Annotated in this window: 23 protein-coding genes and 1 riboswitch; of the genes, 11 read left to right on the top strand and 12 right to left on the bottom strand. The window is 40.1% G+C overall.

The features are described from left to right. Positions 1-97: 97 nt before the first annotated feature. Positions 98-1,360 (bottom strand): hypothetical protein, encoded by a 1,263-nt coding sequence (locus tag DW025_RS04815; protein ID WP_119998990.1) that lies wholly within the window; start codon positions 1,358-1,360, stop codon positions 98-100. 385 nt (positions 1,361-1,745) lie between these two features. Here DW025_RS04815 and DW025_RS04810 point away from each other — a divergent pair, with 385 nt between their 5' ends. The 9 genes from DW025_RS04810 to DW025_RS04785 all read left to right on the top strand — a co-directional run bounded on the left by DW025_RS04810 (position 1,746) and on the right by DW025_RS04785 (position 9,715). Next, on the top strand, positions 1,746-2,030 hold the full coding sequence (locus tag DW025_RS04810; protein ID WP_119998988.1) for a hypothetical protein: 285 nt from the start codon (positions 1,746-1,748) through the stop codon (positions 2,028-2,030). Between the two features lie 48 nt (positions 2,031-2,078). After that, complete coding sequence (locus tag DW025_RS14775; RefSeq protein ID WP_165854747.1) at positions 2,079-2,246, top strand: hypothetical protein; 168 nt, start codon at positions 2,079-2,081, stop codon at positions 2,244-2,246. A 92-nt stretch (positions 2,247-2,338) separates the two neighbouring features. Next, the gene (locus DW025_RS04805) at positions 2,339-4,279 is read left to right on the top strand and encodes a hypothetical protein (protein WP_119998986.1); all 1,941 of its coding nucleotides are present in this window, start codon (positions 2,339-2,341) and stop codon (positions 4,277-4,279) included. Positions 4,280-4,677: 398 nt separating this feature from the next. Beyond that, on the top strand, positions 4,678-4,863 hold the full coding sequence (locus DW025_RS04800) for a hypothetical protein (RefSeq protein WP_119998984.1): 186 nt from the start codon (positions 4,678-4,680) through the stop codon (positions 4,861-4,863). A 602-nt stretch (positions 4,864-5,465) separates the two neighbouring features. Then, positions 5,466-5,774 carry a hypothetical protein gene (locus tag DW025_RS14695; RefSeq protein WP_133302874.1) on the top strand — a complete coding sequence of 103 codons (309 nt, stop codon included), beginning with the start codon at positions 5,466-5,468 and terminating at the stop codon, positions 5,772-5,774. A gap of 11 nt (positions 5,775-5,785) precedes the next feature. Then, positions 5,786-5,917, top strand: a complete 132-nt coding sequence (locus tag DW025_RS15290) for a hypothetical protein (protein ID WP_278315523.1) — start codon at positions 5,786-5,788, stop codon at positions 5,915-5,917. Beyond that, positions 5,914-6,780, top strand: a complete 867-nt coding sequence (locus tag DW025_RS04795) for a zonular occludens toxin domain-containing protein (RefSeq protein ID WP_165854746.1) — start codon at positions 5,914-5,916, stop codon at positions 6,778-6,780. Before DW025_RS15290 ends, DW025_RS04795 begins: the two co-directional genes overlap by 4 nt. A gap of 585 nt (positions 6,781-7,365) precedes the next feature. Then, positions 7,366-8,577, top strand: coding sequence for a Rep family protein (locus DW025_RS04790; protein ID WP_119998981.1), 1,212 nt, complete (start codon positions 7,366-7,368; stop codon positions 8,575-8,577). 106 nt (positions 8,578-8,683) lie between these two features. Beyond that, complete coding sequence (locus DW025_RS04785; protein ID WP_119998979.1) at positions 8,684-9,715, top strand: IS30 family transposase; 1,032 nt, start codon at positions 8,684-8,686, stop codon at positions 9,713-9,715. 452 nt (positions 9,716-10,167) lie between these two features. Here the strand turns inward: DW025_RS04785 and DW025_RS04780 are convergent, their stop codons facing one another. The 10 genes from DW025_RS04780 to DW025_RS04735 all read right to left on the bottom strand — a co-directional run bounded on the left by DW025_RS04780 (position 10,168) and on the right by DW025_RS04735 (position 18,594). After that, positions 10,168-10,596 carry a hypothetical protein gene (locus DW025_RS04780; RefSeq protein WP_133302873.1) on the bottom strand — a complete coding sequence of 143 codons (429 nt, stop codon included), beginning with the start codon at positions 10,594-10,596 and terminating at the stop codon, positions 10,168-10,170. Next, complete coding sequence (locus DW025_RS04775) at positions 10,593-11,033, bottom strand: hypothetical protein (protein ID WP_119998976.1); 441 nt, start codon at positions 11,031-11,033, stop codon at positions 10,593-10,595. Before DW025_RS04775 ends, DW025_RS04780 begins: the two co-directional genes overlap by 4 nt. Further along, the gene (locus tag DW025_RS04770; RefSeq protein ID WP_119998974.1) at positions 11,033-11,452 is read right to left on the bottom strand and encodes an HU family DNA-binding protein; all 420 of its coding nucleotides are present in this window, start codon (positions 11,450-11,452) and stop codon (positions 11,033-11,035) included. Before DW025_RS04770 ends, DW025_RS04775 begins: the two co-directional genes overlap by 1 nt. A 918-nt stretch (positions 11,453-12,370) precedes the next feature. Then, positions 12,371-12,808, bottom strand: coding sequence for a response regulator (locus tag DW025_RS04765; RefSeq protein WP_118757600.1), 438 nt, complete (start codon positions 12,806-12,808; stop codon positions 12,371-12,373). 29 nt (positions 12,809-12,837) lie between these two features. Continuing rightward, a riboswitch (cyclic di-GMP riboswitch) is annotated at positions 12,838-12,940 on the bottom strand. 89 nt (positions 12,941-13,029) lie between these two features. Beyond that, on the bottom strand, positions 13,030-14,379 hold the full coding sequence (locus DW025_RS04760; RefSeq protein ID WP_119998972.1) for an MATE family efflux transporter: 1,350 nt from the start codon (positions 14,377-14,379) through the stop codon (positions 13,030-13,032). Beyond that, on the bottom strand, positions 14,376-14,825 hold the full coding sequence (locus DW025_RS04755; protein WP_119998970.1) for a MarR family winged helix-turn-helix transcriptional regulator: 450 nt from the start codon (positions 14,823-14,825) through the stop codon (positions 14,376-14,378). The genes DW025_RS04760 and DW025_RS04755 overlap by 4 nt, the downstream gene beginning before the upstream one ends. Before the next feature lie 245 nt (positions 14,826-15,070). After that, on the bottom strand, positions 15,071-15,505 hold the full coding sequence (locus tag DW025_RS04750; RefSeq protein WP_118757597.1) for a hypothetical protein: 435 nt from the start codon (positions 15,503-15,505) through the stop codon (positions 15,071-15,073). An 88-nt stretch (positions 15,506-15,593) separates the two neighbouring features. Beyond that, entirely contained in the window at positions 15,594-16,166 is a 573-nt protein-coding gene (locus tag DW025_RS04745) for a chromate transporter (RefSeq protein ID WP_118757596.1), read from the bottom strand. Next, positions 16,166-16,804: a chromate transporter gene (locus tag DW025_RS04740; RefSeq protein WP_119998968.1), complete on the bottom strand. Its 639-nt coding sequence runs from the start codon at positions 16,802-16,804 to the stop codon at positions 16,166-16,168. The genes DW025_RS04745 and DW025_RS04740 overlap by 1 nt, the downstream gene beginning before the upstream one ends. Positions 16,805-16,938: 134 nt before the next feature. After that, positions 16,939-18,594: a putative polysaccharide biosynthesis protein gene (locus DW025_RS04735; RefSeq protein WP_119998966.1), complete on the bottom strand. Its 1,656-nt coding sequence runs from the start codon at positions 18,592-18,594 to the stop codon at positions 16,939-16,941. A 169-nt stretch (positions 18,595-18,763) separates the two neighbouring features. On the opposite strand from DW025_RS04735, the gene DW025_RS04730 reads away from it, so the two are divergent. Next, a complete protein-coding gene (locus DW025_RS04730; protein WP_015533181.1) occupies positions 18,764-18,949 on the top strand; it encodes a DUF4250 domain-containing protein in 186 nt (61 codons plus the stop codon). A gap of 70 nt (positions 18,950-19,019) precedes the next feature. Here the strand turns inward: DW025_RS04730 and DW025_RS04725 are convergent, their stop codons facing one another. Then, entirely contained in the window at positions 19,020-20,669 is a 1,650-nt protein-coding gene (locus tag DW025_RS04725; protein WP_243104899.1) for an AI-2E family transporter, read from the bottom strand. 264 nt (positions 20,670-20,933) lie between these two features. On the opposite strand from DW025_RS04725, the gene DW025_RS04720 reads away from it, so the two are divergent. Then, positions 20,934-21,380, top strand: a complete 447-nt coding sequence (locus tag DW025_RS04720; protein WP_015533182.1) for an NfeD family protein — start codon at positions 20,934-20,936, stop codon at positions 21,378-21,380. Positions 21,381-21,398 lie beyond the last annotated feature (18 nt).

Raw genomic sequence — 21,398 nt, 5'->3', positions numbered from 1 at the left:
TATAGTATTCTTTCTCTATTTTACCATATAAGACTTGTGAAGGGTAAAAAATAGGGTATATTAGATAATTTTCTACCTAATATACCCTATTACATCACTATATCTCATATCTTAGCATAGCCTCATATACATAATCCTGTACTTTGCCCTTGCAACTCTCTGCTAATTCCTTAATATACTTGATTTTACCGTCAATCAATCCCTGTTTTGCTGATTCTTCTGTATCATATATTCCTAAATCTATCTTCTTATCCAATATTGAGATAGACACCGAATATATGTTATTACCATTTGGGGTAATACTACTTTTTATCCCTCTCTCCTCAAACACAGTATTTATATAATGTGTCAAAAAAGAACAAGTTTCTGGACTGTACATATTACTTTCCTTACAGAGCAGATCTTTATCAAGATCAACCTTAGTTCCAGGAATGTAATGTGCATCAAACCATATCTTGAAATTCTGGTAGTTCTGCCATTCCACGCATACATTTTTATCCATATAATACGGCTTTAATTTGTGAACCTTTTTGTTATAGCACCTCTGAATCATATTCTTCCACTTGATAAATGAACATGATTCACTATCTATATCTGAAGACTCTGCACCGACATAACCAACACCCTCATAGGTTCTTTTATTGTGCCAAGGTTTCCAGTCATCAGGCTTAAACTCCACAGCATTTACAATATTTATAATCTGCTTACTCGTTACTGCTCCATCCTGTTCATGTACTCTCAAACTCTCTCTGTATTGTTTATCTGTTACTGGGAACAAATGCTTGTAGTAATTATCATTTGTATCATTGTTTTTATGCCACACCATCGTATTATGTTTCATATCATAATTGACAACGAACATCTGAATTACAAGATCACAAGCATTAACTCTCTCTTTCTTATATCCCCACCTATCCTTGGATTTAAAATAAACATTCCTGTTAAGTGTATAAGTTAATTCCTTTGTCGTTCTTGAACGCACCCCTTTTACAAGTTGATATGTGCCGTCATCCAACTGTTGAATCAATCTACCATAATTTGAGATCCATGCGGATTTATAATCCAATAATCGTACAAATACTTCATCTTTTGCAATAGAATCAATACTTGATTCTGACCTATATAATATTTGAAAATGATATGGCTTCTTGTATTTTCTCCGTATCTTTACCAATTCACCATTATTGTATTTTTCTAATCCATCTGCAAGTTTTAATTGTAATTGTTTTTCTCTTCTACGTTCACTGTAACACGCTTTACAAACTGTCCTTCTTTTCTGATTGTAGCTGCTAATTCCATATTCAAATATGGAAAATTCTCTCCCACACCATTTACATACTTGTGTTTCTTCTTTACTCATATTTACTGTCCTCCATTTTGCTATATCAGAGGACAAGAAAAGGCACGTCCAAACTAGACGTACCTTGATATACTGTTACTACCTTTAGGCAGCAGTTGATTTATATTTATATACTGGGAATATGTGCTGAACCGCACAATAGACACCCTTCAGAACAAAGGGGAAAATGATATTTTAACATATTTCTTGAACTCTGATACAGACTTTCTTTTACTTCCTGTCTGTTTTGTTAATTTACAATAATAATGTAACAAACGGGTGTTCGTAAAAAGTGCAAAAGGCAGTTTGTACTTCCCCTCTCATTCGTTTGTACCCTATAGGCTCAGATGCTCATGAGCCTATAGGAAATAACTGGTTGTTCATTATAAATATGGAGGTAGCTGTTATGGCTTATTTGTTTATCTTAGATCTTGTTAAGACTTCTCAGGAAGAGAGGATAATTAAAGGTAAAAATGGTGAGGCTGATAGTAAATACTATGTTGTTGGTTTATCGAATGGCTGTAAGTCTTTCGATGTGACATGTGGAGAGAAAAACAATCTGGTAACTATCGGTGTCTTTCAGAAGTGCAAAGTGTACTTCGATATAGTGGATAAGAAGCTGAAGGCGGTGGACGCTGTTTCTGCTACTGGTTCGGTTGGTAAGTCCAGTGAAAAGACAGGTAATGTATAATCCCCTCTTTGCGGGTTTTATAAATATGAAGTAAAGGGGGTGAATGATATGGAGTTTTCAGCAGTAACAACTGCGATCACAAACATGGGTTCTGTTGTGTCTACAGTTCTTGACACAATCGCTGGCAATCCGCTTCTCATGGTGCTTCTTGCTTGTCCTGTAATCGCAGCGGGTGCATACGTATTCAAGAAGCTTGTAAAGGCTGCTAAGGGCTAACAGATCACTTTGTTGTTTTTCGTAAATAAAAAATTAGGGTGTGGGCATGCATCCTATTTTTTATACCCAAATTTAAAATGTGAGGTGAACTAATGAAATTTAGGAAAAATATTAAAAAAATCATGCCCGTGGTGCTGTGCATGGTATTACTGCTCTGCTTTTTAATACCGCTTACGTCCTGGGCGGCTGATTCATCTTCTGTCAATTCGTCTGGGGCTATAGATTATAGCGGTTTACATATGGGGCGTGCGATTCATCGTTCAGGTTTTTGGGCTGGTACAGGTGAGTGGGAAATAGGTTGCCTTGAAACTTGTCAACCATCGTCATTTGCGCAAATGAATGAGCAGTATATTTATAATGGAAGTTCTAGTATTGCTACTACTTTTGCGAATTATATAGTTGAATTTAAAAAATATTACCCTGATTATAGGGTGACAAAATTCAATGAGTATTTTGATGTATATGTGTATATTGATAACTGGACTTATGACAATGAGAATACATCAAATCCAGATGTTAGAACTGGAACAAGGTCATATTATTTTATCTGTCCTAAAAAAACACGGTTATGTACTGTTACTAAAGATTTAAATTGTAAAAAGATTGATACCTTTGGTCAATCTAATTCGGGAGCTACAATTCCAGTTTTTTTTAAAACTGAAAAAGATGGTTGCCCTGTTTTCTGTCTTTCGTATAAGTACGAAACTGGTAAATATGCAAATCAACCAAAAGATTATTGTTGTTATAACTCGGGTGCTGGTTATAGTGGTGAAGTCGGCGGAATGGGATATTGGAATAGAGGTTATAAAAAATATGGCTGGACTGATGACAAAACAATTGGAAATGGTAATGGCTCGTTAGTTATTGATAGTTTATCAGGTGGTAAAAGAACTTGTACACTGGGTTTTACTAATATCCCACTCTGTCAATATGATGATGATTTTGAGAATGTAAGAGATTTCATTGGCGGTGATGATTCCATGGCACTCAATCAAGATAGTGCTTTTGTGGGAGATCCTAGTGGGAGTTATACGGTAGGTGGTAATACTCCTGAAGCTGGTGAGGGGTGTGACAGTTTTGGTTGGACTTCTTTTGATTGTTCGTTGTTGCCTGGTAAAGATGGAACTGGCGATAATTCTAAGGATGTGTATATTTTTTCTGCAAAATATTCTTATGATACATTTCCTAAGATGGTGTATAGTCCTGAAAATTATCAAATAGTTGTTCAGTTTACGATGAGAACTGTATATAGAATGAGGTCGTCTGTTATTCAAGAAGATAGTTGGAGTACTAATTATATGTTTTATAATTTGAATGATTATAAAAGCGGTTTTAGTATTCGGGGTGATGAAATTAAATTCCAACCGTCAAATGGTGGCAGTGGTCAAACTTCTACCAGCGGAAGAATTGCTACTTTGGTATACAGTAATGTTCTTGAATATATTGTTGCATTAAAAGGTGTTGATATTGGTGAATTATCCAGTGTTGACTCTTGTTATATTTATGCGGATATACGTTTGCGTAAAGTTAGTTCTGAGACAGAGTATTCTTCTGATTTTAAACAATATAAATGGGACTTTAGCACTATGAAGAAAACTGAGTTATCTCCCAAGGTCACTACTACAGGTGATGGAGAAGATAAAAGGGTTTCATCGGTAGTGACTAATGATGATGGTAAGACTGTAATAAATATAACAGTTAATGTAACTGGTGGTAATGGTGGCTCTGGCGGTAACGGCGGTAACGGCGGTAACGGCGGTAATGGCGGTGATGGTGGAGACGGTGGAGACGGCGGTTCTGGTGGAAGTGGCGGCTCTGGTATCGGTGTAGATGACGATAATTCCAAAAGCTTTTGGAGTATTCTCAAAGGTATTGTTGCTTTCTTCAAAGCTCTGCTTGATGGTGAGGATGGACTTTTTCCGGTCATAGCGGCGTTTTTTGAGTTCATACCTGCTTCATTCTGGACTGTAGTAATTGGTGCCGTTGTGATCATAGCGGTAATTGCTATTTACCGTTTACTTAAAAAATCGTAGGGGGTGGTTATGTGATCGGTTCTATTAAAGCTATTGCAAAGGTGATTTTCAATATCCTTAACTATAAATTCAATGCGGGCGATGTTAGTTTTTCACTCTGGAATATAATAATGACTTTCTTAATATGTGGCTTGGTCGGTATGCTTTTATACTACTTTGTTGTTGGGGTATCCAGTAAAGAAGATTAAAGAAAAAGACTGGATTATTTACCAGTCTTTTTACTCTTCCTTATTCCCCAGATGGCTATTATTAAGCCAATTATCAGTGGTATAGCAAATATTGCTGTTAATGATATACATGACCATAAGAATGGGTCCATTGGTTTAATCTCCTTTCTGATGATAGAAATATTATAAATCAGAATTGGAGTAAGTACAAATAAAAAGTGAGGTAAAGTTATGGAATGTTTTGATATTTTGATTTTAGTTTTAGGAATTGTAACAGGTGTAATTCTATTTGCCTTAGGACTTCCTTTTCATATAATTGTGATCTATTATGTAGCAATTATGTTTTTTGTTGGTATGCCTATAGCAATAATTTTTGGTCTTGCAAAGTGGATAAAAAATTGTGACAAAGAGAGGTAAATATTAAATGATTATTTTTTGTCTGGTTTTGGTCGTCGTATGTTTTTTATGGTGCGTCTTTGTATTGCTTTATTCTTTGTTGGGAGGTTGATTAGTAGTGGAAATGTGTAATGAGAATTGTGATACATGTATAGAAGATAAAAGTTGTTGCAATGGTGTATATCGTCCTATTTTTAATCTGTGTGATAAGTGTGTAAATGAATATGGTTGTAATCATCGTGATTGTTCTGATGATTGTGAGGATTTCTATTCCGTAGATCAATTATAAATTATGAGGGATGGTGAGTGGTTATGTGTTCGGATGTAAAGGAAATGGTATTTTATTTCTCTCTTAGTGTTGTATGTTTTATATGTGGTCAGATATATTCCAGGCGGAAAGATCCTGGCTGTTATGCCTTTTATGTATGTGCAGTGACAAGTTTTATATTAACACTTGTATTCTTTATTTTGTGCATTTTAGGAGGTGTTTAGAATGTCGTTGGTATATTTAATAGTCTTTATGTTGGGTTCGCTTCAGCTCATTAAGGAATACAGAGAATTTAACGAATTCAAGCGGGATGAGGAAAGTTTTAATGAATATAAAAATAAGGAGAGTGATTATCTTGAGTCGAAAATTGAAAATAACGATTTTGATTGGTAGCCTGTTTGTCATATGCTTCAGTCTGTTTCATATAGCAACTGCACACGCTCAGACTATAAACACCGGACTTGGACAAGTCACTGTGACAGAGATCCCAAGCTCTGAAGTGCCGATAGCTACGGCGGGTGATGCGGGCTTTCTGACCACGCACAGGGATATAACAGATGTATACAATGTATGTGTACTTATAGCTATCGAATTGATGTTCTGGATATGCTGGAACATTGTAAGAACTGTATATCGGATATTAACTGAACGAAGTAAATTTTAGGAGGTGAAGTGATGGATAAAATGGTACTTGACATATATAGCAACGGCGACCTTTACATGATGGCAGCTAAGATATTTGTCTGGATGATAATGTTGCTCTTTGTAGCCGTGATAATGGGATGTATAAGGGGGCTTCGCTTATGATATTTGTGATTATAGTTGCTATCGTACTTATCTGCTACTATCTCCCTATCATCCCTTTTACGATCACTCATTTTTATAAAATATGCTATAACGGAGTGATTGACCTGTACTATTACTTTAAGCATAAGGAGCGCAACAGGTGCAAGGCGTACGGTCGTATATATATGGTTACTGCGTTCCGTAACAAAGTTTTTGGTAGCGGTAAGACCTTGGACATGACCATGGTTGCAAGACGGATATATAACAAATATAACGGACTTCCAGTCTGGAACGAGGACGAACAAAAGTTTGTAACTCAGCATATACACCTTATAAGTAATGTCGAGCTTCTTGACGTTCCTTATACTCCTTTTGTATCGGCTGAACAGATGAAAAACGTGGTACAACCGCCTGATGATGTGACTCTCTTCGTGTTTGATGAGGTCGGGGCTATTTGGAATAGCAGAAACTACAAGGATAACATATCTACAGAACTATTAAAGAGACTGCTCCAAGTGCGAAAAAATAAGATAGGTATCATCTGCACCGCACAGCGTTTCAAATTTGTTGATGCTCTTCTCAGACAGATAACAGGAAGTCTTTACTGCGTAAATAAAACGTGGCGAATACTTTCCGTGCGTGAGTATGACGCTGTAAGTTTTGAGAACTGCGACAACGTGGATATGCTGAGACCGCTTTCACTGTCGTTTAAGTTCGTCCAGAATAAAGACTATCAGGCTTATGATACCTCAGCGATCGTTGAAGATCTTAAAAAAGCTGATATGCTCGGTGACGCTGAGATACTGGCTAATCAGGGGGTAGTTCAACCAAATATAGACTTTGCAACTGGCATAAAGAAAAGGTATAGGAAACGTAAAAGATAGAGTGCGTGCGGCGGCTTCAGCCCCGCCGCACTCTCCGCCGTTCGGCTGTGCGCTCTGTGCGTACTCAATAATAACAAGTGGCTGCGCAGGGTGAGCCATCACCCTGATAACTATAATCAGCCTGTGGCGGTGTAGGTGTCAAGGCCTAAAGCCTGTGGCGTGCCTTGACACCTACACCGCAACGGGCTACGTGGAGGTATATTGCATGAGGTATTTACTGTCAATTATGAACAACGTGCTCCGTCTACTCAACAATGTGTGCCGTCTGGCGTGCAGTCTGTTCAGATTCATAAGATGAGCGCAAGACTAAAATAATAGCCCCTTGGGAGCTCGGGCAAGGGGTTGGGGTGTGGGAATGGTACCATCAGACTAAAGATAATTACACAAATTACACTTTTAACAACTGCGCTTATACGGAGACATAAGCAATATATAAAAATAAGGTGTAATGGTGTAATCTTACCATCTCCTATCCCCTTAAAATCATAATAAAATCAAGGCTTCTATGCCATGCCGAGTGGGCTTGTCCTCGGCATGGTGTAAATGGTGTAAAAGGTGTAAAAAATACATGAAAAGAGGGATTACATGGAAAATACAGAAAAGAAAAAAGACAGAACCCCTAAAACATGGAAAACATGTGAGATAATCCAACAACTTGAATATCTCCGTGAAGACCAGATACAAAGCGGGTTAGATCATAACGCTGTCAGGGATTATGCGTATATACTGCATGATAAGGATGTAAATGTAGATGGTACACCCAAGGCGGCTCACTGGCACATATACATTAGGTTTAAGGATTCTACGCCGACTGATTCCATATGTAAGTGGTTCGGCATCACATCAAACTATATAGGACGTATACAAGGACGTTTTGCTGATGCCCTTGCATATGCGACACATAGGAATGTAGCTGATAAATACCAGTATCTTGACGAAGAGGTCAAAAGTAATTTTGATTTTGTGAAAGAGAGAGACACGGCAAGAAGCCGTGAAGCTGACAGGCAGAGGAAACAGGAAATAGTTGACCTGATAACTGCGGGTATCATAAGGGAATTTAATTACACAGATTACATATCTCCACAGGAGTATGACAAGTTCAGGAAGTCAATAGACAATGCGTTCAGGTATCGCTTAGATAAGATAAAGGGGGAAAACAGAGACATGGAAGTCATATATATTTATGGTGACAGTAGTTGTGGAAAAACGACATATGCTAAAGAGCTTGCGGCACAAAATGAATATAGCTGTTATGTGAGCTCGGGCGGTGAAGATATGCTTGATGACTATAAAGGTCAAGACTGTGTAATACTTGATGACCTGAGGGCGTATGATGTGAACTTTAGCAGTCTGCTGAAGTTGCTTGATAACCATACACAGTCGATGGTACGAGCACGGTATCATAACAAGTTTTTGGAATGTAAGTTAATGATAATAACTACAAGTAAGAGCATGGAGGAGCTTTATAGAGACCTTCCGGGCTCAGAAAATGAGGATATAGTACAGTTACGCAGACGATGCAAGCTATATATTAAAATGACACCACTTACCATGGCTGTCCGTATCTGGCAACCTGAAAGCCTTAAATACTTGTATGTGCAGACGATGGATAATCCTGTACGTGGCAGATATGCTACAAAGGACAGGACGCTTGACGAAGCAAGGGAGTACGTGAACAATGTCTTGTTTTTTCCTAAACAGGCAGACAATGAAACTGTCCTTGCTGGTGAGGGTTTCAGGAATTTAGATGAAAGTGAAAAGGACTTATTCACAAAGCAGATGGAGCTGTCCATCTAACTGGAAAATATGACCAGTAGTTCTACCAGATCAAGGAATTTATAATAAAAATAGAACGTGCGGTCGGCATGTGCTGACCGCATTTTTACGTCATAGGGGGCATACTATGAAGTTCAGGCATTTAAAGTATGCAGATCGTGTGGCTATGGAAACACTGCTCAACAGGGGTTGCAGTAAAGCTGAAGTTGCACGCTATCTGCACGTATCAAGGGCAACCATAACAAGGGAATATAAAAAAGGTCTTTATATGCATACTAACAGTGACCTTACAGAAAATGTAAAATACAGCGCAGACCTTGCACAGCAAAATACAGACTATGCACAGACTTCTAAGGGGCGACCACTTAAGATAGGCAATGATATAAAGTTCGCTGAGTATATCGAAGATAAGATAGTAAATGATGGGTACTCTCCTGCGGCAGCACTTGCCATGGCAGCTCTTGACGATATGAGAACGCATATAAGTGTCAATACACTGTATCGGTATATAGACAAAGGAATTTTCCTGTTGCTCACAAATAAAAAGCTACCTGTAAAGGGTCAGCGCAAGAAGCATAAAAACAGGGTCAGAGTGCAGAAGCGAATGAGTGCGGGTGAGTCTATAGAGTACAGACCACAGGAAATTGACGACCGCAACACTTTCGGACACTGGGAAATGGACACCGTTAAAGGTCAGCGTGGCAAAAGCAAGTCATGTCTGCTTGTGCTCACTGAGAGACTTACACGGAGAGAGATAGTCAGGAAGATTCCAGATCAGGGCGCAAAGTCTGTTGTTGCTGAACTTGATAAGATAGAACACCGCATTGGTGCCATGTTCCCAAAGCTCTTTAAGACAATAACTGTTGATAATGGAGTTGAGTTCTCGGACTACCAGGGCATGAAAAGATCACTGCTCCATGAGGGAGACAGAACGAAGATATATTACTGCCATGCATATAGCAGTTATGAACGTGGAAGTAATGAAAATGCAAACAAGCTCATAAGGCGGCATATACCAAAGGGGCATGACATAGATAAATATGACGATACATATGTAAAGCATATACAAGACTGGATAAATGCATATCCTCGGAGAATACTGGGGTGGAGGTGCTCAGAGGAATTTTTCAGGGATGAAATAACCACGGCTGTGTGGTAAATGATGTGGGTGTAAATAACCTGTCGTCTTCAAAGGAATCTACGCAAGCCCCACGCCAAGGCTCGAAGGCTCGACCTAGACCCACAACATTAAAAGTGGGGATGGAGAGCCTTCGAGCCTTGGCGGGGGAGCTTGCGCCACTGTATAAATCCTATCGTAAAACAAACGTCAAATATAAGTATGGCTCTATACTTTTCGTATAGAGCCAAATTTTTTTTGTCGTGATCACGACACTGTATTTTAACGTGTGAAAATAAATTTAGAAAAATGTTACTTTACTATTGACAACTTACCACTTCCTGTCTGTTTTGGAATATTCATACATTTGTTGTTATTCTGTGTATTTATACTGATTACTCTTTTTCATAAAAAATTCTAATACCATATCCTGTATTTTTTTGTGAATCTCAAGATTTTTCATGGCTTTCTTGAGTTGTTTTATATCCATAATCTTATTGCTCCTTCTCTTTTAATCTTAAATCTTCTCTTATCCTGCCAATCATACAGCACATACTGTTATAATTACCTGAATACTTCTTGCCTCGTGTAAATATAATGTATTTAGCCAGCTCATTCTTTGGACAATCAACCAGCTTTGCCCCATATCCTATATACTTACATTTAGTTCTCAATATCTTCTCCTGTTTGTTGCGTACCCTTGCAAGTAAAGCATTGCAAGATTTAACATTATTGTTACGTATAAACTTTGCCATCCAGTCAAACAACTCTGTATTATCTCGTACTCTATCAATATCTTTTGGGTACATCTTCTCCCATTCTGTAATTACATTTTCTGGTGCTGATTCCATATTTAGTATCATAATCTGTCTTGCTACAATAACCTTTTTCTCATTGTAGTTAATGATTCTCTTGTTCATCATCTAACCTCCACGTCAAATCCTTGTTTTCTCAAATAATCCAATGCAGCTCTAACCAACTCACCATTCTCAACAGTATTTGCCATAGTGTCATCCCATACGTGAGGTGTGTTTGTGCCAAGGTCTTTGCCACCATGTAACCCCTGATTTGCCCATGTTGCGACCTGATTACCAGTTGCACTATAGTAGTTATCCATAGAATCTGTATCTATATATACATAGGCTGTTACTGTCTTTCCTCTTCGTCTTGCCCCAACTTTAATCGCTGACCTCAAAAAGTCATACTGTCTGCGGTAATAAATAGGATCATACGAATCGTAATAACTCTGAAGAAAATAGTTCAAAGTTTTATATACTTGATCTGCCAACTTATCTGTCATATCTTTCATTACAGGCAGCAGAGTATTTTGTAAATCCTTCATACTTTTTATCTCTGGCATTAGTCATTCTCCTTTATATATCCTTTATCCTCTAATATTGCTATCTGCTGTGGTGTACACATACAACCATATCCAAGACCGTATTTTCCATCTTCAATATTTTGCAGATACTTATTATTCATTCTCTGTTTGTTACCTTTCTTTCTGCCAAATTTAATTGTTGTATATGGCTTATTACCATCTTCGTGATTCATTTCACCTATGTTATATGTACGTGGTGTATGAACACTAGGCGAAAGAGAACCTATTTCTCCTATACTAACCTTTTCTCCATTCTCCAAGGCAAGTTCCATCTCTTCCAAGCACATATTGAATATCTCCTGAATGACCGACATTTTATATATATTGTCTTCACGCTGGAATACTCTTGACGCTATCATTTTCTTTGTAATTGTTTGTCTCTGTTCTTTCCAATCCATCGTTAATCCTCCTCATGAAATCGGTATTTCTTATTACCCTATATCATTAGGGTTATGAGCGTGTATTTGGCTCAATTTTTGATTTTAGTACCTTACTTGGTTAATTTATATGTATGGTATTTTTAGGCACTAAAATAAGCCCATACACTCTAATATGAATACTAAAGTATATAGACTTATTTTAATGTCTAAATATTCTATTTTTGTACCAAACTTACTTACACAGTTACTACACAATCACTACACAATTTCGCCATTAAGATACATAAATTTGCATAGAGATATATGTTACTTTCAAATTACTCAAACACTGATAATATAAGGCTTTATAGGTTTTTATGGTGATATGTGAAGATACATGAAATTGGTACTGAAATTACGATTCCTAATTTCATTTTTTCTATTTTCCTTTCTTATAGCCTTGATTTTGCTTGATATTCTGACTTTGCCGATTATATGGTGTACCATTTAGTGTACCATCTGTTTTCAGGGCGCAAAAAGCCCCCAATAGCACGGTAATTGTACTACACCCGTGGCTTAATTTCAATGTTTATAATTATTATCGAAATCCCATAACTATTTTTTACCCAGTGCCTCCTTCAAAACTTGATATATCGCAGTTCCATCCTTTTTTCGTGGTAAAATAAAATCTATGATCTCCGTTGCACGATTCTCATACTGTGTTCCCAATATACTTTTTTCTATCGAAAAGTGAACAGATTGGCGCCGACGAAGCGCTGGTAGCTGCCATACAGAACTTGATGAAGAATACTAAGCAACCTTTTGAAAAAGTGTGTATTTCCATGGGAATAAGTAAGACTGATATGGCACGCTACAAAAAAATGATCTGACCTGCAGCCTTTGATCAAAACTACAACAGCCAGCCGGGTTTTACCCCCGGCTGGCTGTTACATTTTATCAGTTCAGATATTTCTCCATCACTGTGTTCAATTTTTCAAAATCAAGCGGTTTCGCTATGTGTTCATCCATCCCCGTGTTCTTTGCAAGCTGCACATCCTCAGCAAATGCATTTGCGGTCATGGCTATGATAGGAATCTGGCCTCTTCTTCCAGGCAGTGCTCTTATAGCGGCGGTGGCCTCATACCCATTCATGACCGGCATCTGAACATCCATAAACACTATGTCATACCAGTTATCGGAGGCATTCTCTATTCTCTCCACAGCCTCCCTGCCATTCTCAACGATCTCCACACTGGCTCCCGTCATTCCTATGATCTCCGATGCGATCTCACTGTTCAGATCATTGTCCTCCACAAGAAGGACTCTCCTGTCCGAATAATCAGATCTTCTGATATTCTTCCAGTCCCTTTTAATAAATATAATTATACTCCTCATTGTACATACTAGTTCCAACAGGGAAATTATACTGCAACCGGCTGTCATAGTCCGAAACAGTTCTCTGTTTTCAGACCTTAGACCCATATGGCTTTGTGTCACCGCTTTTCAACGGGTTTACTAAATATTTATTTTTCAAATTCTTTACATATAGATTACAATTCTCTGATTAAAGTATTATAATCATTTGTTTTATTTGTCAAGCATTTATTTAATTATTTTCAGGTCTTTTCCGTTTTCCACTTCTTTGACATAACGATGTAGAATATGACGTTGAGCACGATGCCGACACATGTGGCTATAGGTGCTGCAAGTCCAATATTCGTAAGGCTTGCATCCGGCTGGATACTCATGTAATACGCCAGTGGAAGTCTCACAAGCAGAGTCTGTATAAGTCCCTGGATCATGACCCACAGCGACTTCTCATGCCCATTGAAATATCCTATCATACTGAACAGCACCGCCGTGACTATAGTCTCAGGCGCAAATCCCCTCAGATACTCGAAGCCCCTCTGGATAACAGACGCATCGGTGGTGAAAATTGATGTCAGTTTGTCACCGAAGAACCACACACCAACGAATACCACCACACCAACCGACAGTCCTATGCCCATTCCTGTAAGCATGGCTTTTCTTGCTCTGTCCTCTTTTCCAGCTCCGACATTCTGCGATACAAATGAAGCCATGGACTGCATAAGCGAACTTGGTACCAGCATGGCAAAGCTGACTATCTTGCAGGCAACTCCATATCCGGATGATGCCTCCAGGCCAAGTCTGTTGATAAATGCACACAGCGCTAGAAATGACATCTGCGTGAGAAATTCCTGCATCGCCAGCGGAAGCCCAACTGAGAGCAATCTTCTGCACTGTCTGTTTAATCTGAAATCTTTTCTTGATATCTTAAATGGAAGCTCTCTCTTCTTCAGCAGCACAAGCGCAAGGACAACACTGACCGCCTGGGCAACCACTGTTGCTATGGCTGCACCCGCAGCATCCAGATGACATCCCGCAACCAGTATAAGGTCACCGACAACATTTACTATACATGCCACAAACACAAATATAAGAGGTGATTTGCTGTCTCCAAATCCTCTGAATATCGCAGTGAGCACGTTGTATGCTATGATGAAAAATATTCCGCCTCCGCATATCCTCACATACGACGATGTAAGAGTGACCGCCTCTGCCGGTGCCTGCATCAACACAGACAAAGGTCTTGCAAACGTCACCATGACAACTGCCAGCACCACCGCAAGTATTGCAAATATAGTCGTGGCGCCTCCAAGAAGCTCTCCTATCTGATCCGTGTTCTTTTCGCCTATATATCTGGCAATAAGCACTGTGACACCCATAGCAAGTGCTGTTATCACAAATGTAACCAGATTGAGCACCTGGCTGCCTGTTGATACGGCTGAAAGCCCCGCCGTCGAACCGAATCTTCCAACCACCAGCAGGTCAACCGCACCATATGCAGCCTGAAGTATCAGTGCTCCAAGAATCGGCCCCATGAATGGGAGCATTTTTCTAATTATACTTCCCTGTGTAAAATCTGTTTTATCCTGTACACTCATCTTATGTTCTGACTCCTTTTACTCATAACATCATAAATTTTTTCAATGGTCGCTATCATAATATCTGCATCTTCATCTGTGATATCGGCAAGAACCTCTCCCAGTCCTGTGAAATACTCATCAACATATTTGCAAACCAGATCTCTGCCAGCCTGAGTGCTCCTGATATACACAAAACGTCCATCCGCCTCTGAAGCCTTCTTTTCCACAAATCCCAAGCGTTCCATATCCTTTATCGTCTTTGTCACGCCCGGTCTTGGGAGCCCCAGCTCATCACTTATATCACTGACCTTTACATCAGTCTCAGACCTCTCAAATCTCGTTATCACATCAAGATAATGTATATGAGTCGGTGTGACTCCATTTGGCAGCTTTGGCATCATATCTCTGACTCTCTTAGCCTGATAGCAGGCATCCATAACCTGTTTTATCTTTTCCTTTGTCATAGCATTCCTTCCTGTAAATTTATCAAATATTGTTTTATTGTTATTTCGTGTAATTACTCAAAGTAATTATCATCGGTAAGTATATTTATATTTTTTATTTTTGTCAAGGGGTATACAAACACTTCATATGCCCGGTTAATACATTAGCCACCATGCATAAAAAATGCTCCACCTGATTCTCTCACAGATGAAGCATTTCATTATAAAACTTATTACTTGCGCCGGCAACTTTACCAAAGCTCTCGTCAAGCTCTTTTTCTAACTGCCTTTACTATCCCCACAACCGACTCGATCAGAATCACCGCCACAAATGGTATTCCTGCAAGCGTTATGGCGAACATTATGTATTCGATTCCATTCAGAAAATGCTCCCATCCTCCTGTAGCCTGCGATACTATCCACATTTCATTGAGAACCAGAGCACCGATCAGGAATCCCAGTATCAATCCACAGATCATCCACGCCGCACAGATTATGGCGACATCTTTCAGCCGCACGATCTGATTGTCGTATATCCTTTTTCTGAATACAATATACAGAATCACGCATATCAGGGGTACAGCAAATACAACGACCAGATTGTAACTATCATTATATGTTTCTTCCACGTAATCAGACAGCGTCATAATGCTCCAGCATATGAGCTGTGCTATCAGACATATCAATATTTTCTTCTTCATATGCGAACTCCCCACTACATCTACTTTTTACATACTATAATAAAGTTCTTCGCATTACAATTTAATTAAAATTATAATATGCTTTTACTCAGATCAGATATCTGCCAGTAAGCCCCACGATCACCTGCATTCCGCCGGAAAGCAGCATCACCCACACCGGATTCAGTTTGAATTTCCTGAGCAGAACAACACTCACTGCAAATATCACCACAAGATTCCACTTAGTTCCTGCGAGACTTATCATATCGATACCAGTCCAGACCGCCGTCACCAATATCGAAACTCCCGCTGACGCGATCATAGCCACAACAGCCGGTCTTATGCCGCCGAGAATCTCCTGAAGAACATCCTGCTTGCGATATTTCAGATACAGCCTGACTATGACCGTTACAATGATACATGAAGGGAGTATACATCCGAGCGTGGCAACCGCCGCACCGGCATATCCGGCCACCCGTAGCCCCACAAATGTCGCCGAATTGACAGCTATAGGTCCCGGAGTCATCTGGGATATAGTGATCAAATCCGTGAACTCTGACATGGTCATCCACCCATGTATCTTCACTATCTGCCCCTGTATAAGCGGCATGGCGGCATAACCTCCGCCGAAACTGAAGAGTCCTATCTGGAAGAAACTTAGGAACAACTGCAAATAGATCATTATTCCATCCCCCCTTTGTCGGGATGGTTTTCAGGATTTCCGTCAGAAGTATCCTCTGTCTTTTTATGCCCACGCCCTCTTCTTTTCTCCAGCTGTCCTCTGCAAACGCCGACAAGTCCACAGACAATTACTATGAACACGACATTTATCTCCAATATGTAGGATGCAACAAATGCAGCTATCATGATCAATATCCCCAGATCATCCTTCTGCTTTACTATGTCTGCTCCCATATCATATGTCACTGATGCAATGACCGCAGCTACACCGGCCTGCATTCCCTCCAGCATCTCACTGATCACCCAGTTGGTCCTGAACGCGCTGTAACAGTAAGATATGATGGATATGATAACAAATGGCGGAATGATCGTTCCGACTATAGCCACCAGTGCCCCTGCTATACCGCACAATTTGTATCCAACCGCTATCGCTCCATTTACTGCGATAGGTCCCGGCGACGATTGGGCTATAGCCACAAGATCCAGCATCTCGTCCTGCTCTATCCAATGGTTTTCATCCACAAACTTTTTCTTCATAAGTGAAACGATGACGTATCCACCCCCGAAGGTAAAGACGCTCAGATATAATGTTGTTATGAATATCTTCAGAAGAGTCTTACTCTTTTTTCCTCTTTCCATAATATACCTTTCTCGTGAAAACGTTTTCACGTTCCAGATACAAGTATATTCCTATTCGAGAAATTTTGGAAACATTTTTTATATAAAAGGGGCAGACACCTTAAAGTGCCTGCCCTGATCTGTATACAAACATTTTATTTTATCAGCCTGAACTTCTTCGCAAACCTCACAATAAGACCTCCCTTAGGCATATTGAGAAGTTCCTCCTCCGTATATCCTCCGGCTTTGAGTATAGCCACCGCATAGAATATGATCGCCACAAATACTGCAACAAACATCGCGATCACCCAGTTGCCGAGAAGCTTCCTGCAGCCCTCATATACAATGATCGTAACAACACCCATGAAGATAGATGCTATAGTAGGTGCAACGTATATTCGCCTGTTGTCCATCTTGCCGGTCTTGTACTTTGTGAGCGAACGCTGGTTGAATATACATATGAGCAGTGAATTCACTATCGAACCAAATACCAGTGCATAAAGTGCCCAGTCTGTGCAGTACAGCATAACCACAAGAACCACCACATGTATCACCAGTGCAAGGGTGGCATTGATAACCGGTGCCATCACCTTACCCATGGCCTGAAGCACACTGTTGGTTACAGTTGACTGTGCAAAGAACACTATGGATATGAATCCAAGATACATACATTTGGCTGCCATCGGATCCGCACCTGAGAACAGGAGCTGTATTATAGGCTTAGCCAGGACTCCCATTCCAACCGCACATGGTATGGTGACCAGCATGGACATGCTGAGCGCCTGATTCAGGAGTTTATTGGTTTTCTGCATGTCATTTCTTGCATACGCACCGGATATTCCCGGAATATATGCGATTCCAACTGAAGCTGCTATGGCAAGCGGAAGGTTCGTGAGAACTGTATACTGTCCTGAGTAAATTCCATACAGCTTTGCCATCTCCAGGGAATCCATGCCCTTCATCTTCATGACCACATAGAATACCTTCATGTCTATAGGTGTGAGCACGTTATACACCACTGCTGCCACCACGATAGGTGTGACTGTGGCAATGATTATTCTGAACAGCTTTCCATAGGATTCCGTGTCAGGACTTGTATCGCTCTTCACAGACTCCATGATACCCTTTCTTCTTCTCGCATAAGCGAACAGTATGAATATCAATCCTCCAAGGACTCCGGCACCTGTACCCATGGCACTTCCGGCAGAACCATACTTTGCATGCTCGGTTGTTCCAGCGGCAAATGGCTTTGCAAGCATATACGCAGCGACGATACTGACTACTGCATTTGCAAGCTGCTCTATGATCTGCGATATAGATGTAGGCACCATCGTGTTGTACGCCTGCAGATATCCTCTGAATATTGCAAGAAAGCCCGATATAAATATAGTAGGGGCAAGTATCTTAAGACTTAAGACTGCATTTGGCTGGTCACTTACAAACCATTCGGCTCCAAAGTACGTGATCAGTGCCGCCACAGCACCCGCTATGACTACATATATAAATGTACAGTAGTATATACGTCTGGCACTCTTGTACTGTCCCATAGCTATCTTACCGGCAACAAGCTTCGACACCGCTGTAGGAATACTGTATGTGGCGATCATTATGACCATGGCGTATATTGCATACGCTGAACCATAATATCCATTTCCCTCATCTCCAAGTATCTGATACAGAGGCGATCTGTACAGAAGGCCGATGATCCTCGACACGATTCCGGCTCCCGCCAGGATTCCTGCCTGAAGCGCCAGATTACTTCCCTTTCCTGATAGCTTTCCTTTCTTTGCCGTACCGGTATTTGTACTCATATCTAACTCCTTATTGCCATTTCTAAATCACTGTTGTAAAATTCAATTTGTATCTTTGATATATATCACAAACTATATATATACCAATTTTATGCAGTTAATTCAACCATAATATTTATAAACACGATGCATATTATGACCAAATATACCACAAGGAGGAACTTTAACCATGGAATACTCTTCACTTCCAAAGGATCCTATGGTGCTTCTCAGCTTCATCAACACGAAGCTCAGAGATGACTATCCAAGTCTTGACGAGCTCTGCAGCTCACTATGTGTAAATGCAGATGATATCAAGAGTAAGCTCGCATCCATCGACTATTCATATGATGCAGAAAAGAACAGATTTGTGTAAAAGCAAATCTGTTCTTTTCTCTTTTGTCAGACAGGGACAGCATCTGCTTTCCCCGTGCTGATATTATGTTTTATTTATCCTGATTCCCGGAAATTTTTTTATCACTCTCCGGTTTTGCCTGACCATTTCCAACTTCTTCAGCGTCATCTTTGCTGTCAGCTTCCTTATCAGGCTCTGCATCACTTCCTACTATATTATTTGCAAGCTTTTCAGCGTCCGCCCTGCTGGCCACGCTCTTCATAACATGCATGAATTTATCAAATATACTGATAGGATCATCATCTGAATCATCATCATTCTGAGACTGATCATCTGCATGCGCAGTGCCAGACTTCACATATTCATCATCTGGAAGATCTGATGGGTACTGAAGCATATGCTGCTTCTGCTTGAGCTTCCTTTTGTTCTCACGCTCCGCAAGCTTCTGCTCTGGCGTCTTCTTCTTGAACCTTATATCCTCTTCTTCCTCAGTTATATATATCGGCTCTCCCGTCTCCTCATCTATCCTGCGGATCTTCTCATACTCGGATGTCTTGAACGCAAGATTCTTCTCCTGCAGCTTTGCAGTGCATGTCCTGTTGATGTACATGTAACAGCAGGCAAATACAGGAACTCCGAGAAGCATTCCAAAGAATCCGAACAAACCGCCGCCAACTATAACCGCTGTGAGCACCCAGAAGCTTGAAAGTCCTGTGGTATCTCCGATGATCTTCGGTCCGAGGATATTGCCATCAAACTGCTGCAGTACAAGTATAACAATGAGCAGCACAAGACTCTTTATAGGATCTGCAATGAGCACGATGAAGAAACATGGCACAGCTCCTATGATAGGTCCGAAGAACGGTATGACATTTGTCACTCCGACGATAACACTTATCAGAACCGCATATGGCAGATTGAGTATCGTTGAAACTATGAACATGATCATTCCAATGATAAGTGAATCAAGTATCTTACCATTAATAAACTGACCAAATATCCTGTTCATCTCTGAAAGTCCGTCAAGGATAGTATTTGCATTCTTCACCTTGAATACCGCATATATGATCTTCTTTCCCCTAGATGCAAGATATTCCTTGTTTGCCATCACATATATCGAAGCGATAATACCGATGAAGAAATTGTATAGGAACTTAAGACCTGAGAACACTCCACTTCCTATATTCACCACGATCTTGTCCACATTTGGCATGATCTTGGTATTCAGCATATCCTGAACCTTGAGATATGCATTGTTCATATACTTGTTGATCTGATCCTCAGGTATATTGAGCTTCTGGAACTTCTCATTTATATTCTCCACCATCGTCTGAAGGTTGGAATAATAGGTATCCATGTTGCCCACAAGCTGCTTGATACTGTCGTAGAGCTGAGGAACCACCAGCCACACTATTCCGGTTATGATTCCAAGGAACACTATGGTAGTTAAAATAACCGACAAAGTTCTCGAAACCTTGAACAATTTTTTCTTATCCGATATGACTCTCTCCTGGAATATCGTATGAAATAATCTGTCGAAAAAAACAAGTATCGGGTTCATGAGAAACGCAATGACTGCACCCACTATGATCGGTGCAAATGCACTCGATATCTTGTCAAGTATCGCACGAAATCCCGACCATTGCTCCAGTATCTTATTAAAAAGGAGTCCGACAACGATTATTCCTATGACCGCCAGACTTATGTTGAGAATTCTTTTCTTCTTATTATTAACAGCCAACTTCTTCTCTCCCATTCTTTAGCATGTGTTTATTATATTAGTTTTTCCAAACCTGTTCAATACAGCTTACGCAAAATTAACCATACATTTATCATTTAATCTCATAAATTTTATAATTCGTGCATATAATGCACTTTAGGGGATAGTATGTTCAGAAAATTTATGTTGTTTACCCTACTGTTTTTTAGTAAAATGAGAGCTAGCCAAGGGCAAATGCGAAAACTATCGCATACCAGGATTTCCTAAACAAGGGAGGTGTTCTATATGAATTGGGAGATTGCAACCTGGCTTATCATATTTGCCGTATGTCTCATTGCTGAGATCATATCGCTTGGACTTACAACCATCTGGGCATGTGGAGGAGCCCTGGTGGCAATGATCATCGCTTTTTTCAGCGGATCGCTGCCACTACAGATCGTTGCATTTCTTGTTGTCACCACTATTCTTTTCTTCACGACAAGACCGATTGCCAAGAAGCATCTTGACAACCAACTGGTAAAGACAAACGTAGAAAGTCTTATCGGCAAACACGTTATCGTATCTGCTGACATAGACAATCTCAAGTCCACCGGTCAGGTCTTGATCAACGGAGTTGAGTGGACAGCAAGATCCAAACATGGCGATACCATTGAAACCGGAACCGAGGTCGTGATCGACGAGATATCCGGAGTCAAAGCAATCGTAGAAAAGGCAGGAAAGCCGGCAATATAAAGCTAAGGGCTTATCAGC

The sequence above is a fragment of the Coprococcus sp. AF38-1 genome, from assembly GCF_003603945.1.
Classification (GTDB): domain Bacteria; phylum Bacillota; class Clostridia; order Lachnospirales; family Lachnospiraceae; genus Coprococcus; species Coprococcus aceti.
Note: the sequence above shows the minus strand (reverse complement) of the source record. Positions and strands in the feature narration are given on the sequence as shown.

Bases quoted from the DNA above. Each gene is read 5' to 3' on its own strand.
- DW025_RS04815 (WP_119998990.1), bottom strand. From the start codon at position 1,360: ATGAGTAAAGAAGAAACACAAGTATGTAAATGGTGTGGGAGAGAATTT.
- DW025_RS04810 (WP_119998988.1), top strand. From the start codon at position 1,746: ATGGCTTATTTGTTTATCTTAGATCTTGTTAAGACTTCTCAGGAAGAG.
- DW025_RS14775 (WP_165854747.1), top strand. From the start codon at position 2,079: ATGGAGTTTTCAGCAGTAACAACTGCGATCACAAACATGGGTTCTGTT.
- DW025_RS04805 (WP_119998986.1), top strand. From the start codon at position 2,339: ATGAAATTTAGGAAAAATATTAAAAAAATCATGCCCGTGGTGCTGTGC.
- DW025_RS04800 (WP_119998984.1), top strand. From the start codon at position 4,678: ATGGAATGTTTTGATATTTTGATTTTAGTTTTAGGAATTGTAACAGGT.
- DW025_RS15290 (WP_278315523.1), top strand. From the start codon at position 5,786: ATGGATAAAATGGTACTTGACATATATAGCAACGGCGACCTTTACATG.
- DW025_RS04795 (WP_165854746.1), top strand. From the start codon at position 5,914: ATGATATTTGTGATTATAGTTGCTATCGTACTTATCTGCTACTATCTC.
- DW025_RS04790 (WP_119998981.1), top strand. From the start codon at position 7,366: ATGGAAAATACAGAAAAGAAAAAAGACAGAACCCCTAAAACATGGAAA.
- DW025_RS04785 (WP_119998979.1), top strand. From the start codon at position 8,684: ATGAAGTTCAGGCATTTAAAGTATGCAGATCGTGTGGCTATGGAAACA.
- DW025_RS04780 (WP_133302873.1), bottom strand. From the start codon at position 10,596: ATGATGAACAAGAGAATCATTAACTACAATGAGAAAAAGGTTATTGTA.
- DW025_RS04775 (WP_119998976.1), bottom strand. From the start codon at position 11,033: ATGCCAGAGATAAAAAGTATGAAGGATTTACAAAATACTCTGCTGCCT.
- DW025_RS04770 (WP_119998974.1), bottom strand. From the start codon at position 11,452: ATGGATTGGAAAGAACAGAGACAAACAATTACAAAGAAAATGATAGCG.
- DW025_RS04765 (WP_118757600.1), bottom strand. From the start codon at position 12,808: ATGAGGAGTATAATTATATTTATTAAAAGGGACTGGAAGAATATCAGA.
- DW025_RS04760 (WP_119998972.1), bottom strand. From the start codon at position 14,379: ATGAGTGTACAGGATAAAACAGATTTTACACAGGGAAGTATAATTAGA.
- DW025_RS04755 (WP_119998970.1), bottom strand. From the start codon at position 14,825: ATGACAAAGGAAAAGATAAAACAGGTTATGGATGCCTGCTATCAGGCT.
- DW025_RS04750 (WP_118757597.1), bottom strand. From the start codon at position 15,505: ATGAAGAAGAAAATATTGATATGTCTGATAGCACAGCTCATATGCTGG.
- DW025_RS04745 (WP_118757596.1), bottom strand. From the start codon at position 16,166: ATGATCTATTTGCAGTTGTTCCTAAGTTTCTTCCAGATAGGACTCTTC.
- DW025_RS04740 (WP_119998968.1), bottom strand. From the start codon at position 16,804: ATGGAAAGAGGAAAAAAGAGTAAGACTCTTCTGAAGATATTCATAACA.
- DW025_RS04735 (WP_119998966.1), bottom strand. From the start codon at position 18,594: ATGAGTACAAATACCGGTACGGCAAAGAAAGGAAAGCTATCAGGAAAG.
- DW025_RS04730 (WP_015533181.1), top strand. From the start codon at position 18,764: ATGGAATACTCTTCACTTCCAAAGGATCCTATGGTGCTTCTCAGCTTC.
- DW025_RS04720 (WP_015533182.1), top strand. From the start codon at position 20,934: ATGAATTGGGAGATTGCAACCTGGCTTATCATATTTGCCGTATGTCTC.